Origin of the sequence: Pedobacter frigidisoli (genome assembly GCF_032678525.1) — a bacterium.
GTDB lineage: Bacteria > Bacteroidota > Bacteroidia > Sphingobacteriales > Sphingobacteriaceae > Pedobacter > Pedobacter frigidisoli_A.
In genome coordinates, this window is record NZ_JAVTSE010000012.1 from 43,076 (window position 1) to 58,170 (window position 15,095).

At 41.9% G+C, this 15,095-nt stretch carries 12 protein-coding genes; 1 reads left to right on the forward strand and 11 read right to left on the reverse strand.

All coding sequences use genetic code 11. From position 1 onward, the window contains the following. Positions 1 to 25: 25 nt before the first annotated feature. From R2Q80_RS21745 to R2Q80_RS21785, 9 genes are all read right to left on the reverse strand, one after another. Complete coding sequence (locus R2Q80_RS21745) at positions 26 to 2,320, reverse strand: S9 family peptidase (protein WP_316801628.1); 2,295 nt, start codon at positions 2,318 to 2,320, stop codon at positions 26 to 28. A gap of 54 nt (positions 2,321 to 2,374) precedes the next feature. Further along, positions 2,375 to 3,805, reverse strand: coding sequence for an APC family permease (locus R2Q80_RS21750; RefSeq protein WP_316801629.1), 1,431 nt, complete (start codon positions 3,803 to 3,805; stop codon positions 2,375 to 2,377). Positions 3,806 to 3,928: 123 nt separating this feature from the next. Then, positions 3,929 to 4,831: an AraC family transcriptional regulator gene (locus tag R2Q80_RS21755; protein ID WP_316801630.1), complete on the reverse strand. Its 903-nt coding sequence runs from the start codon at positions 4,829 to 4,831 to the stop codon at positions 3,929 to 3,931. A 209-nt stretch (positions 4,832 to 5,040) separates the two neighbouring features. Next, positions 5,041 to 6,282, reverse strand: coding sequence for an FAD-dependent oxidoreductase (locus tag R2Q80_RS21760; protein WP_316801631.1), 1,242 nt, complete (start codon positions 6,280 to 6,282; stop codon positions 5,041 to 5,043). 65 nt (positions 6,283 to 6,347) lie between these two features. Further along, on the reverse strand, positions 6,348 to 7,349 hold the full coding sequence (locus R2Q80_RS21765; RefSeq protein WP_316801632.1) for a 4-hydroxyproline epimerase: 1,002 nt from the start codon (positions 7,347 to 7,349) through the stop codon (positions 6,348 to 6,350). Further along, on the reverse strand, positions 7,342 to 8,928 hold the full coding sequence (locus R2Q80_RS21770; RefSeq protein ID WP_316801633.1) for an aldehyde dehydrogenase (NADP(+)): 1,587 nt from the start codon (positions 8,926 to 8,928) through the stop codon (positions 7,342 to 7,344). Before R2Q80_RS21770 ends, R2Q80_RS21765 begins: the two co-directional genes overlap by 8 nt. Before the next feature lie 14 nt (positions 8,929 to 8,942). Next, a complete protein-coding gene (locus tag R2Q80_RS21775; RefSeq protein ID WP_316801634.1) occupies positions 8,943 to 9,860 on the reverse strand; it encodes a dihydrodipicolinate synthase family protein in 918 nt (305 codons plus the stop codon). Positions 9,861 to 10,066: 206 nt separating this feature from the next. Next, entirely contained in the window at positions 10,067 to 11,743 is a 1,677-nt protein-coding gene (locus tag R2Q80_RS21780; protein WP_316801635.1) for a M1 family metallopeptidase, read from the reverse strand. Positions 11,744 to 11,748: 5 nt separating this feature from the next. Further along, positions 11,749 to 13,146, reverse strand: a complete 1,398-nt coding sequence (locus R2Q80_RS21785; RefSeq protein WP_316801636.1) for an aminopeptidase P family protein — start codon at positions 13,144 to 13,146, stop codon at positions 11,749 to 11,751. A 247-nt stretch (positions 13,147 to 13,393) separates the two neighbouring features. Between R2Q80_RS21785 and R2Q80_RS21790 the strand changes: the two genes are divergently transcribed. Beyond that, on the forward strand, positions 13,394 to 13,570 hold the full coding sequence (locus R2Q80_RS21790; RefSeq protein WP_316801637.1) for a hypothetical protein: 177 nt from the start codon (positions 13,394 to 13,396) through the stop codon (positions 13,568 to 13,570). A gap of 40 nt (positions 13,571 to 13,610) precedes the next feature. On the opposite strand, the gene R2Q80_RS21795 is transcribed toward R2Q80_RS21790, so the two are convergent. Further along, the gene (locus tag R2Q80_RS21795) at positions 13,611 to 14,258 is read right to left on the reverse strand and encodes a response regulator transcription factor (protein WP_316801638.1); all 648 of its coding nucleotides are present in this window, start codon (positions 14,256 to 14,258) and stop codon (positions 13,611 to 13,613) included. A 113-nt stretch (positions 14,259 to 14,371) separates the two neighbouring features. Continuing rightward, positions 14,372 to 15,095, reverse strand: a 724-nt coding sequence (locus tag R2Q80_RS21800; protein ID WP_316801639.1) for a PorP/SprF family type IX secretion system membrane protein, incomplete at its 5' end; no start/stop codon positions are given.

Below are 15,095 nucleotides of genomic sequence, written 5' to 3' on the forward strand. Positions count from 1 at the left end.
AGGGTTGTCAAAAAAATCTAAATAATTATTTACTTAAAACGGCATTTGGATTTGGTGGCGTTGCATTTAACAGATGTCGTACAAAAAAATCGCGCTTTCGTCGTCTGCCATACACACCACCATCACTGTGCCCCATGCCGGGAATACTTAAGATATCGAAATCTTTATTAGCTTTTATCAGGGCATCAGCCAGCCGGTAAGTCGATTCTGGTGGCACATTTTCATCCGCCTCACCAACAATTAAAAATAAATTACCCTCTAACTTTGCCGCATTGGTGATATTCGATTGTTCATCATAGTGCGGCCCCACAGGATAGCCCATCCATTGCTCGTTCCACCATTGCTTATCAATTCGGTTATCATGGCAACCACACGCTGATACAGCAGCTTTATAGAACTCGGGGTGAAACAGTAAGGCGCCGGTTGAGTTTTGTCCGCCGGCAGATGTGCCGTAAATCCCTACTCTGCTGATGTCGGCATTTGGATATTTCCTGGCCATGGCCTTAATCCATAAAATACGGTCGGGAAAACCCGCATCGGCAAGATTTTTCCAGCATACATCATGGAAGGCCTTTGAGCGGTTTGCAGTGCCCATGCCATCCATCTGCACAACAATAAAACCCAGTTCGGCCATACTTTGCATCTCACTTGCCGGAAGAAAACTCTTTGGAACAAAACTATCCTGAGGGCCAGCATAAATATATTCGATTACCGGATAAGTTTTATTTGGATCGAGTTTTGACGGCTGACAAACAATACCCCAGATGTCGGTTATGCCATCACGTGCTTTAGCCACAAAAACTTCAGGCAGCTTCACCCCCACTTCCAGGTAAGGATCGGCTGAGGCTCGTTCAAATTCAGTAACGGTGTGTGTATTACCCGTAATTTTCAACTTTGATACTGCCGGAATATTTACCTGAGAATAAGTATCAATATAGTATTTCCGATCTGGCGAAAAGGTTAAGCTGTGGTTCCCTTTTTCCGGAGTGAGATTAATGAGATTTTTCCCGTCAAAACCAATTCTGTAATAGTGTATAAAATATGGATCTTCATCCTTATTCATCCCACTTGCCCTAAACCAAACCTGCCTCTTAGCTACATCAACGCTATCGATTTCCCTTACCACCCAATTGCCTTTAGTGATCAATTGCTGCTTGCCTGTAATGGTATTAACCAGGTACAAATGCTGCCAGCCATCCTGTTCACTGGTGTACAGCATTTCATTGGTTTTTGTCAGGTAACGGGTATAAATTCTATTTTCGTAAATGAAGGTTTTGCTTTTTTCATCAATTACATTTCTCGTCTTACCCGTTTGCACATCAACTTCTATTACCCTGAAACGCTGATGTCCGCGGTCGGCTTTCTCGAAAGTATAATACTGGTTGTTATTCACTCGCCAGTGCAATTCCTGGGGTCCAAAAAAGTCAACAGGATCTGTATCCACTTTTATGGACTTTTTGGCTTCAACATTAAATATGTAGGGCTCATATGATGTAAATTCATCACCTGGTTGCGCATACTCTCTTGATTTAAGCTGACCTCGTGTAGTACCGGCAACTGAACTAAGCACATAATGTACTTTCTTTGTTTCTTTCGGGAAGGTTTTGTAAGCAATGATATTTTTGCCGTCGGGCGACCAGGTATAACTTCCATAAGGGTGTTCGGCATTCCCATCAAAACTCAGCTGTGTTTCTAACCTGGTGGTGACGTCCAATACCAAAATATTTCCGCCGCGGATAATAAGGTCATATTTTCCGTCGGGAGATTTTTTCTGATCCCTCACGCCCTGCCAGCGCGACTTCCGCTGTTGAAGGGGTTTCTTAGCATTATAATTAAATACAACTGTATCATTGGTTTCTTTTATCTGGTAAGTATTAAGATCAAGGGTATACCATTCGTTATCTTTTTTAAGGGTTGCATTTTGATTTTGCTCCGAAAAGTAAAGCACTTCAAACTGCAGCCTTTCCGGATTTTGCTTCTTACCTGACACGGTTTCCAGGGCAGCGGCCACTTTCCGGTTATCAAAGGCCTCCTGTTTTTTTGCTGAAATGGCATCAACATACATGTATGTCCAGTTGCGGCTGGGCAGATTTTTCTTATACCAGAATGCAGTGCCGTCCTTCTTCCAGAATGGCGTGATATCGTTATTAGTAGGAAGATTGCGTAGTGCTGTATCTATTTTTGACGCCTGCTGATAATTTAATGCTATGTCTGATGCATCGGGTAAATAAGCCGTTACTTTTTGTTGTGCAATGGCCATGTGGGCGGAAAGCATAGTGAAAAAAGTAAGGAGAAAGCCATTGAGCTTGTTGCAATTCATAGGTTGAAATAATTATTTAAACTAAGGATATAAATTAAAAAAACAGAGAAGACACTATTCAGCATCCACAGCTTCAGGGGTTTCCCTGCTCTTGTTTTTTATCAGGTAATATATCGGAATACCAATCATGGTGATGATTAATCCGGGCCAGGTAAATTTAGGTTTGAAAACAATCAGTAAAATACAAAATGCCAGTCCCATTAAAATATAGATGACAGGCAATACGGGATACCCAATCGCTTTATAAGGGCGTGCGGCATCAGGTCTTTTTTTCCGAAGAATGAAAATCCCAAAAATTGTAAGCATATAAAACATCACCACCACAAATGAAATCATATCCAGTAAATCGCCGTACTTTCCGCTTAAACACCATAAACATGCGAACAAACACTGCACCCATAAACCAAATCCAGGAACCGATTTTTGATTAAGCGTACCTACTTTTTTAAAGAATAACCCGTCCTTCGCCATCGAATAATATACCCTTGCCCCTGCCATGATCAACCCGTTGTTACATCCAAAAGTAGAGACCATAATCATGACCGCAATAATCACCGTTCCTGCGGTGCCGAATATATGATTCGCTGCAGAAACTGCAACCCGGTCCTTATCAGCATAGGCAATGTCGTGCAATGAAAGTACCCCCGTATATATGATATTGGTTAACAGATAGAGTATGGTAACGATGATGGTACCGAGCGCCAGACTCAAACCTATGTTCCTCGCCGGGTTTTTGATCTCTCCGGCAATAAACGTGACGTTATTCCAGGAATCACTGCTAAAGATAGAGCCTACCATGGAGATTGCTATTGCACCCACTCCAGCAATGGCAGAATAGTTAATATCAGTACCGGTTGACGTTAATCCGGTGAGTTTCCAGGCATCTGCCCAGTTATTTCTCCAGATATCTTTGTCCAGGAATAACAGTCCGAAAATGATTAAACCAAAAAGACTTAGTAGTTTGGCTACAGTGAATGTAGTTTGGATGGTTTTACCTCCTTTAACGCCTCTGCTATTGATAAAGGTAAGCAATACAATAACTGCAATTGATAGAAGCTGTGCCGGTGAAACAGATAAAAAACCCAGATCAATGGCAACCAGTTCCTCACTGAATGCGGGTATGAGGTAAGCGGTAAATTTTGCAAAAGCTACACCCACTGCTGCAATAGTTGCTGTTTGAATCACGGTGAAAAAGCTCCATCCATATAAAAAGCTTACCAGTGGATTATAAGCCTCCTTTAGATAGACATATTGGCCTCCTGCTTTAGGATACATGGCACTCAGCTCACCATAGCTTAATGCTGCAGTAAGTGTCATAAATCCGGTGATGAGCCATACCACCATCAGCCAGCCTGCACTCCCTACGTTGCGGGTAATATCGGCACTTACAATAAAAATACCCGAGCCGATCATGCTGCCCGCAACCAGCATGGTAGCATCTATAAGTTTAAGTGAGGGTTTGAAATGTTCAGAATTTTCGTCCATAGAGTTGATTACCAGTATCAGTACATCAGGTCAATAGACAGATGCATTGAGTAAAAAAAATTGACAACAGGCTAGCCATCCATTTAAGAAATGGCCTCATTTATTATCACGAACTAGTTGAAGTTAACTACCTACAAGACTCACTCTGCTTACATTGTTATAATTGTCAATGTAAGCCCGGGGTGATTGTCCGATGATGCTTTTGAAAACCCTGTTAAAATTAGTAATGCTGTTGAAGCCTGCTTTATACGCTACTCCGGAAATACAATCAGCTTTCTCGCCAGATATGAGGCTTTTACAGGCATCGTTGATACGAACTTCATTAAGAAAGGACACAAAGGTATGACCCGTATGCTTCTTAAAATAACGACAAAATGCCTGAGGTGTCATAAATGCAGCATTGGCCACGTCTTCCAGTGAAATCTGGTTGTTGTAATTTTCAGTGATAAAGTTGATAATTTTACTTAACCTCATCCCCTCGTTTTCCGAAACGTTCGATGAATAAAGATCTGAACAGAGGGGTTCAACATTTTCATTCAATTCCTGAAGTCCGTTAACCAGTTTCAAAAAGTTAAACAGCACATCAACGCCCGAAGCCTGGTAAACGCTAAACATTTTCGCAGCAATTTCCTTGGCCAGTTTTTCCGGCACCTTAAAACCATGTTTGTTTTTAGCAAGAAAAGCACTGGCCATTTTCATTTCCGGAAGGGCAAATAAAGCAGCTAATGCACCACTCGCATTAAAATAAATTGAACAGGCTTTTACAGATTTGTGCTCGTCCCCCGAAAAATACTCGGGATTACTCTTAAAAAGGTGGGGAAGTTTCGCTCCGATCAAAAATACGTCACCTGAACGGAAGGCATGCATATCGTTTCCGGCGATCAAGGTACCTTCTCCCCTTTCGATGTAAGTGATTTGCCACTCATCATGACGGTGCAAATACTGATAAAAATAAGGCAGTTCAATATGTTCTGAAATAACACTCTTATCATCCGGAACGAGCATGGTAAACGGTAGTACTTTCATCTGAGTTTGATTGGTTTAGGTTGGTTGATTATGGAATGAATTTAAGGATTTTAACTCAAAAACATAAAAAATCAGCTAACAAGGTTAAAATATGGTCAACATATGCTAATATCTTAATGAAACCAATAACCTCACAAGAACCCCAACCCGCACAACTCACTACGTGTCAAATATTTACACCAAAAACAGTAGGTTTATTGGCAACATCCCTAACGAGTTATCGCAAAAGCATTCAATGGCATTGATGTTTGAGTTTCCGAAATGATTTCGCTCACGAGCAATCCCGTTGCTGGCCCCAGGCTTAAACCCATCATGCCATGACCGGTTGCAATGATCAGATTTTTTCTATGCTCACTTCTTCCAATATAAGGCAAACCATCAGGTGAGGATGGTCGGAAACCATACCAGATCTCTTTTTCATGAGGGAGTACCGGCTTTAAATCAGGAAAATATTTAGGAACAGACTCAACAATCCCTCTTACCCGCTGCATATTTACCCGTGAATTGATCTTGTCGAGTTCCATTGTTCCGCCATAGCGAATACTGCCGTTCATTGGCGTTATGGCTACTCTCGCTTCACAAAGCAGCGCTGGAATAGTTAAGCGGCCTTCAGGCTCATGTTCCATAAAAGAATAACCTTTCCCGGGCATGAGTGAAATATTTTGTCCAGCCATTTTGGCTACCGCCGGCGACCAGGAACCTGTAGCTATTACAAAATGATCGGCTTCGAAAACTTTTTCACCAGCATACCCCCGGCTAACCTGATCATTGATGGATTCTATTTTGGTTACTTCCGTGTTTTTAAGAATTTCCACGCCATTGGTAGCTAAATAATTAAGCAGAGCGTTCATCAATTTAGCAGGATACAGGTGTGCATCGCAACGGTAATGCACTGCACCTAAAACATCCAGTGCAAGGTTTGGCTGTAACGCTTTACATTCGCCGGGCGACAATATGGCCATATCTAAACCGAGTGCTGTAGCTTTTTGCGCCAGATGTGCTTCTTCTTCTCCTGCCTGATCGGTTTTATAAAATGCCAGAATGCCATTATGGGTGAGTTCAAACTCAAATTCAGGCGTAGCAGCTAGCTCCTCATACATTTTTTTACTCAATAAAGAAAGATCCCTCAATGGAATCGCAGCTGCGTCAACATGCTTCTGATTTGCATTTTTCATGAACTTCAAACCCCAGTTGATCAAACTGCCATTTAAAGATGGGCGTACGTAAAACGGACTTTTACTGTTAAACATCCAACGAATTCCCTGACTGATCATTCCGGGAGCAGCTAAAGGTACAAAGTGACTTGGCACAATCATCCCTGCATTACCAAAGGAGCAGTTATCAGTAATATCACCCTTATCCAGAACTGTCACCTGATACCCTCTTTTACTCAGGTAGTAAGCAGAGGTTAATCCTACAATTCCCCCACCGATAATTAAAACTTTTGCCATTGATGTAGCGATACGTAAAAGCCAATGGCGATAAACGGGCCATTGGCAAATGATAAATTAGTTGATTAGATCACCTGAAATCCGAAAGCATACGGATCGTCTTCAGCATCTATTTTTATGGTATTGTAACCATATACCTTTGCCCAACCCTCCACACTTGGTATAATGGCTATAATGCCATTTAACTCAACCACCTCCTCCACTCTTCCGGTAAATTTGCTACCGATGAAACTTTCATGTATAAAATCTTCACCTTGTTTCAACTTACCTTTAGCATGCCATTGTGCCATACGTGCAGATGTACCTGTTCCGCAAGGTGAGCGATCAATGGCTTTATCTCCATAGAAAACAGCATTGCGGGCAGTAGAGGTAGGGTCCAGGGTTTTACCGGTCCACAATACGTGGCTGCAGCCATTAATTGTCGGATCGAGCGGATGGACAAAACTGTACTGTTCATTGATTCGTTTGCGGATGCTTTGACTCCAGGTAATCAGCTGGGTTGCGGTATAATTTTCCAGCCCAGGAAAATTGTCCTGTGGATCTACGATTGCGTAAAAATTACCACCATAAGCAACATCGAAAGTTAAAATCCCTAAATCCGGGCACTCTACTTCAAGGTTTTCTGCAGCCAGATAGGAGGCTACATTTTTCAGCTTAACTGATTTCACTTTCTTACCTTCCTGCTTATAGTCAATCTGGACTAACCCTGCCGGTGCCTCCATCCGTATAACACCGGGAATCCTGGGCTGGATCAGACCTTCTTCTATAGCAATCGTGATTGTGCCAATGGTTCCATGGCCGCACATGGGTAAACAGCCACTTGTTTCAATAAACAATACTGCTACATCATTTTGAGGATCGTGAGGTGGGTATAGAATACTTCCCGACATCATATCATGACCACGTGGTTCAAACATTAAACCTGTTCTGATCCAGTCGTAATCTTTTAAAAAATGCTGGCGCTTTTCGCTCATATTAGAGCCATTGAGTTGAGGGCCACCATCTGCAACCAATCTTACCGGATTGCCACAGGTATGGGCGTCTACACAAAAAAATGTTTTACTCATCTGGAAGGGTTATTTTCTGATCAACTGTTCTATAAATACCGAGTGGATTGCCATCCTTCAACTCATCGGGCAGTAAATTCTGATCCCAGTCCTGGTAAGCAAGAGGCCTTACAAAACGGTAAACAGCAGTTGAACCTACTGAGGTAAAGCGGCTGTCGTTTGTGGCCGGAAACGGACCTCCATGCTGCATAGCTGCGCAAACCTCCACGCCGGTTGGCACGCCGTTCAATATAATACGGCCGGTCTTTTCTGTCAATATATGAATGAGATCTGCATAGTCTGCTAGCTCATGATCAGCGGCCATCACTGTTGCCGTAAGCTGCCCCTCAAGAGCTGCAACAACCTGCGAGAGCTGTGCTGCATCATCGGCCACAACCAATAAAGAATAGGGACCGAAAATTTCCTCCCTAAGTTTTGGATTGCCGATAAAGTCCTTAGCTTTAACCTGAGCCAGCCTGGCTTCTGATTGATTTTTAAGTGAATCATTTTTGATACCTGATACTGCCAGGATTTCAACTCCGGTTTCGCCAGCCACTTCTTCTGAAAGCTTGCTGTAATTTGCTGCAATGCCCGGAGTGAGCATCGTTGCAGAAGGGATCAATTCGATTGCTGAAGCCATAACAGATTTAAACTTTTCAAGCCCGGGAGATTGAATAGCCAGCATAAGTCCGGGATTGGTACAAAACTGACCCGCTCCAAGTGTAATGGATGCTGCATATTTTTTAGCCAATTCTTCCGCCTGATGCTCAATTGCCTTTGGTAAAAAGATCACCGGATTGATACTACCCATCTCTGCAAAAACAGGTATAGGTTGTGCTCTATCCTGTGCCAGCTTAACCAACGACATACCACCTTTAAACGAACCTGTAAAGGTTACTGCTTTTGTTAAGGGATGTTTAACCAAAGCTGCACCTATCTGATATCCATCATCATACAACATAGAAAATACCCCTTTCGGCATTCCGGTTTTTTCCACTGCCCTGCTTATTGCTCCGGCAACCATCGCACTTGTACCGTAATGTGCCGGATGGGCTTTAACAACAACCGGACAACCAGATGCCAAAGCAGAAGCAGTATCGCCACCAGCAACAGAAAATGCCAGGGGGAAATTACTGGCTCCGAAAACAACCACAGCCCCAATAGGAATAAGCATTCTCCTGATATCTGGTTTTGGTAGCGGCTGCCTGTCGGCTTGACCATGATCGATGATCGCGTTTACCCATGAACCTTCCGATACCAGATTGGCAAACAACCTGAGCTGCCCCGTTGTACGGCCAACCTCCCCTTGTAAACGTGCCAGAGGTAAACCACTTTCAGCCGAAGCCCTGGCTACCAGTACATCGCCTAATAGCATAATCTCATCGGCAATGGCGTTTAAAAACAACGCTTTTTTATCTTTATGGATGTTTCGGTAAACCTTAAATGCAGATGTTGCAGCTTCGAGGGCTTCATCCACCAAAGTTTCGTTGGCTTTCGAAAAGGTACCTTTAAGCACCGATCCCGTAGCAGCGTCAAGTGCCTGAAGATTCTTTTCAGCAACGTCAACATATTCCGCTGCTACTATATTTTTTCCGTTCATATTTGGCTTTTAAACTATTTACCCCAGCTACCGGCAGGCAATTGAGGGCGAACAGCCAGTGCATCGTTAATAATTTTCATCACTTTTTCACGCTCTGCACCCTCTACTGCTAAACGTGGCGCGCGAACGGTTTCTGTTCCTAAGCCAGTTGCCTTTTCAGCCATTTTGATGTACTGCACTAATTTCGGGTGTATGTCAAGCTCAAGTACCGGAAGAAACCAACGGTAAATAGTTAAGGCTTCAGCAATGCGGTTTTGTTTAACCAATCTGAATATGGCGACTGTTTCTTTTGGAAAGGCATCTACCAATCCTGCAACCCACCCGTCAGCTCCCATTACAATGCTTTCCATAGCAAGCGGATCTACACCAGTAAAAATCTTGAAACGATCGCCAAAGCGATTAATCAAACGGGTTACGTTAGATACATCCCTGGTTGACTCTTTAATAGCCTGAATGTTATCATACTTGGTTAACACCTCGAACATATCGAGAGTAACTTCAATTTTATAATCTACGGGGTTGTTGTAAATCATGATGGGCAAAGAAGTGCTTTCCGCAATGGCACCAAAAAATGCTAGCGTTTCATCCGCAGCAGCATTGTATCGCATTGGGGGGAGTAACATCAAACCGTTAGCACCAAGCGATTCCGCTTTCTGCGCCACTTCAATACCCTTTTTTGTAGTCGATTCCGCTATATTTAATAGAATAGGAACCCTGCCTGCAACAACTTCCAGGGTGTGCGATAAAAGACTGAATTTTTCGTCTTCGGTTAAAACACTTGCTTCGCCAAGTGAACCGCCAAGAATAATCCCCTCGGCTCCTGCCTCAAGCTGCGCTTCAATATTTAAGTCGAATGTTTCGAAATCCAACTCGTCATTTGCTGTAAATTTAGTGGTAACAGCAGGAAAAACCCCAGTCCATTTTATACTCATGGTATATTATATAATTGATTTAGTTTAAAATTCTAATCTGTGGAGATGACTCTTTTAATTTTGGCAACCACCTTTTACAATAAATGTTGTGGTTGATATAATATCAAAGTTAAAGGATCAGTTTTCCAGAAGATTATAGGATTTTAACCAATATCAACTATAAATGCGCCAGTTAAAACTAATATTCAAGCAGTTTATTGAAACTCTTATTTAACTGCTTTTACCTGCACATAATACATGAATTCGATAGCTGCTTTATTGAATAGTTGTTGCTGATCAGCAGTGATAGGCATCTGTTTCCAGTTTGTGGACGGATTGATCTTAAGTGTTTTAACACCATCCGTTTTCAATACCAGCGGAAGATTAAAACCTTCAACACAATTGCTGTATTTGAAAAATACTTTTCCATCTTTCAGGTAAAATTCAAAATCGGGTATTTGAACAGTTCTAAGGTATTGATTAAACACAGGGGAATAGTTGAATCCTGTTTTTTTCGAAATGAAGTTTTCTATTTGTTGGGTAGTTACCGTTTTATGGTAAAAGGTTGAATTCAATCCCCTTAATATTGATCTGAATAATTCATCATTATTCAGGCCATGCCGGATAGATTGCAACATGTTCCCTCCTTTGGGATACATATCTCCACTGCCTTGTGCATTAACACCATAAGCCGGAATAATCGTTTTATCATTTCGAATGCCTTTACGGATACCAAAATTATATTCATTCCCAGCCTGCTCACCAAAAGTATAATCTACAAATAAGGTTTCACTATAATTAGTAAAGCCCTCATGGACCCACATATCGGCAAGGTCGTTTGTGGTAATATTATTCCCGAACCATTCATGCCCGCTTTCGTGTATGATAATAAAATCCCACTTCATACCCCATCCGTAGCCAGATGCATCCCTGCCGCGGTAACCAAATTTATAACCATTGCCATACGAAACCGCTGACTGATGTTCCATACCCGTATGCGAAGCATCGATCAGCTGGTAACCATCTTCATAAAAAGGATAAGGCCCAAACCAGTGCTCCAGGGCTTTCATCATCTTATGTACCTGATCCGGCATATAGGTTTTCGCCTTAGGATAGTTATAATCCAGCACCCAGTAGTTAATGTCTAAAGGACCTTTCTCTCCCGGATATACCTCTTTAAAATTGACATATTTTCCGATGTATGGAATGAGGCAATAGTTACTGATGGGGTTAACTACATTGTATTGATAAGTTGTTGTTCCATCGTGGTTAACTTTTTTATACTTTAACCTTCCGTTAGCTATGGCCACCAAACTATCGGGCACAGTCATTGTCAGGGAAGCACCTTTGTCGGGTTCATCACTTTGATGGTCTTTATTAGGGTACCAGACCGAGGCACCCAAACCCTGACAAGCTACTGTCATCCATGGTCGGCCAACTGAATCGGTGGTAAAGATAAAACCTCCATCCCATGGCGCACGGATAGCCTGATGAACCTTTCCATGGTAAAAGATATGAATGTTATTCGTTGCTGAAAGTTTCTGAGCGGGAACATTGATATACCACACAGAACCTGCATGTTCAAATCTAAGTTTCGAGATACCGTTGTAGAGTACACTATCAATGACTAAGGGCTGTTGCAAATCAATCTGCATACGTGTGCCCCCGCTGTTTTGCCGAACCACTTTGTATACAATTTTGTTATCGCCAGCAATGCTTTTATCATTGTAATCTGGTTTCACACTCAGTTCGTAACGCTGCACATCCCACCAGCTACGTTCGGCATTTAAACTCCCGCGAAGTGTATCTGCTAAAGTATAGGCTGGTTTCTGGTTTTGCGCCAACAGTTTAGCTGCTGAAATCAGCAGTAATAGCGTTAGAAATGTCGTGTTAAGTATTTTCATGTTTTCTAATAAGCCTGACTTCTGATGGCTTCAATCTCTTTAGTGGTAATGGCCAGATGCTTACCTAGCATCCTGCTTGAATCTTCGGTGATCAGAAAGTCATCTTCAACCCTGATACCTGAAAAGTTTCTGAATTTCTCCAGTTGGTCGTAATCGATGAATTCTGTAAACTTATTTTCAGCTTTCCAACGATCAATCAGTTCAGGAATAATGTAAACACCAGGCTCAACGGTCAAAACGTATCCGGTTTCCAGTGCCTTACCTAATCTTAACGACTTTATTCCAAACTGAGTCGTATTTTTATGAAGTTCATCGGTATAGCCTACATACTGTTCACCCAAATCTTCCATGTCATGTACATCCAGCCCCATCATATGCCCTGTTCCGCATTGAAAAAACATGGCATGAGCGCCTTGTGCCACTGCGTCTTCAATATTGCCTTTCATTAAACCAAGATCTTTTAGTCCCTGAGCTAGTGTTTTGCAAGATGTTAGATGAACATCATGATAGCGGACACCGGGAGCAAGCAGGTTTTTCGCATTTGTATAGGCCTCCAGAACAATGTCATAAACATCTTTTTGCTCCGAGGTAAATTGCTTGCTAACCGGAAAAGTGCGCGTTAAGTCGCCCGCGTATCCCATAGCGGTTTCAACACCAGAATCATTCAGTACCATTTGCCCTTCGCTGAGCTGGTTCCCGTAATAATGATTGTGCAAAATTTCTCCTTTCACTGTTAGTATGGCGGGGTAAGCCAGGTTACCTCCTGATGATAGAGCGGCCTCCTGTATTTTCGCGGCAAGTTCCCGCTCGTACATGCCTGGTCTGGCCGTTTTCATGATCATCAAATGCATATCTGCAGACAATGATGCTGCCTTGTCTAACTCAGTAATCTCTTCAGTCGATTTTACAGATCTTTGCGATACTACAGCTTTTATAAAAGCTAAAGATGCAGCATCTTGCAATTGATTAATAGATAAATTTAACCAGCTCGCCAGTTTGATTTTATTTTCTGGCCTGTATGGTGGCAAAAAGTGTATTGGTTTTCTTCTTTCCTGATACTGCGTCAGGTAGGCATCGAGGTTTTCCAAAGGCAATACCTGTTTTAATCCGGCATCCTCACTTTTCTCTTTAAGTGTTTTCTGGCGGCCCATCCATACAATGTCATCAATACCCATTTCATTGCCAAAGAGAATGGTCTCATCGCCATCTAAATCAATTATTGCCGCCAAAGCAGGCTCACTTATACCAAAATAATAAAGAAAAGTACTGTCTTGCCTGAAGTGATAAGTATTATCTTTATAATTCATTGGGCTATCTTCATTTCCCAAAAAAAGTAATATTCCGGAATTTATCTTTGACTTTAAAGCTGCTCTGCGCTGAATGTAAACTTGTTTATCGAACATCGTTTTTTGTGTTAGGCAAATATCCTGATTGCAACCATTAAGTTTGACTCTAAAGCATCAATGGCTAATATATGATAAGTATTTGCGAATTAAAGGTTATCGTAAGGGTATAAAAATCGCAATTTATTTATGGTTAGCGTACAGTTTATTGTAAAAATAAATCCACACAGACGCACTCAGCTAAGTATTGCGATTTAATTCAAACCATCTTAGGCGGCTACATGTTATCATATAAAACGATAACGTTATGGCAACTAAGGAAAAAGAAAATACAAAAGGAAAAACAAGTGGTACATCCAAAGAAAAAGCTTCTTTTGACCAGAATGGAAAAGGGGCCTCAGAAAAGTATGGCCAGGCAGGATCTACTCCAAATGAATCAGGAGAAGAGAACGGACCCGGCACAAAACATCAGGATAAAAAGTAAATATCAGAATGGAGAAGATAAAAAGAGTATGATACTCTTTTTATCTTTCATAAATACTCATCTTTTCGGCAAGCTCAATTATACTTTTAATTTTCAGTTTCTGGAATAACCGAAGCTTATAGGTACTTACTGTTCCCATTTGGAGATTGAGCTGATTGGATATTTCCAATACACCAATTCCTTTTGTCAGTAACTCTGCAACCTCAAGCTCTCTTGAAGAAAGTTTTGTAAATGGGTTATCCGCATCATTGCCCAGTATGCTATTGAACATGTTTTCTTTCACATTTCTGCTCGAGTACCTGCTGCCAGCAAGTATCGTGGTAATTGCCGTTACAATTTCTGATTCCTCTGCATTTTTGGTGAGGTATCCTGAAGCACCAGATTTAAGATACGGTACGGCATAAATATTTTCGTTCAGTGAAGAAAATACAAGGATCCTGGCGTTCGGCTGAACCAATTTTAGCTGATCAATTACTTTCAGGTTGTTTCCCCCCGGTAAGTTTACATCAATTACAATCAAGTTAGGAGACTTTTCCGCCTCTACCAATGCCTGATCCATATTTGAGGCATGCAGAATTTGTACACCTGCCCAAAAGTCTGATATCAAACTTTTTAAACCTCTGCGGATAATCTCATGATCATCGGCGATAAGAATTGAAAACGTCGCTACTGCGTTCTTTGCTTTCATTGTATTAGGAATATTTGGCAATTTAGTAAAAAGTTAGTTTATTATACGTAAATGTAGTTTATTTTTTGTCTTATTCTGTAAAGGTTATTATACATATAAAAGATTTTATGCACTTAAAACACTCTTGGTGTTGCCAGCCGGATGTTTGGCTTAATGAATGAATAGGCAATCGAGATTTCATGTGTACCTCCGCTATAGCCCTGTAATGGACCAATAGAGAAATCATAACCATAACCAATCCTGATTTTTTCTGATGGAAAAATCTGTATCGCTGCAACAGCAGAGTTACGTGGTGTCAGGTCGTTTTGAAGATAGCTCTTGTCGTAGAGCTTTACACCTGTACGGTATGATCCACCTACCCAGAGAAATTCCTTAATCAGCAAAAAGGCATTTAAATCCAGACTCGTTGGCCCGCCCCTGTCGTCTTTTAACAGAAAAGATGGCTTGATCTGAAAGTTTTCATTGATCGGGAACAAAGCACCGGCTGTAAGGTAATAATGAGGCTTTGGTTGTGCAATGAAGGCGTAACGGTCAATATTGATGTAAGTCGCAATCAGATTGTCTACAGAGAAACCGGCATAGTACCGGTCGTTGGCAAAGTATACCCCTGCCCTTGCATCAGGCACAATGGTGCTTTGAACACCAACGGGCTGATAGGGTTCAGGATCGTTGGGGTTCAGCAGTGAACCGTCGATACCCAGTTGCATCATTCCTACACCCAGACCCAGCGCTAAACGGGAACTCCCGTCATCATTCATCCGTATCCGGTAGGAATAATTTCCATAAACGCTTAAGTTGGTTTGGGCACCCAGTTTATCGCTGGCTACCTGAAGGGCA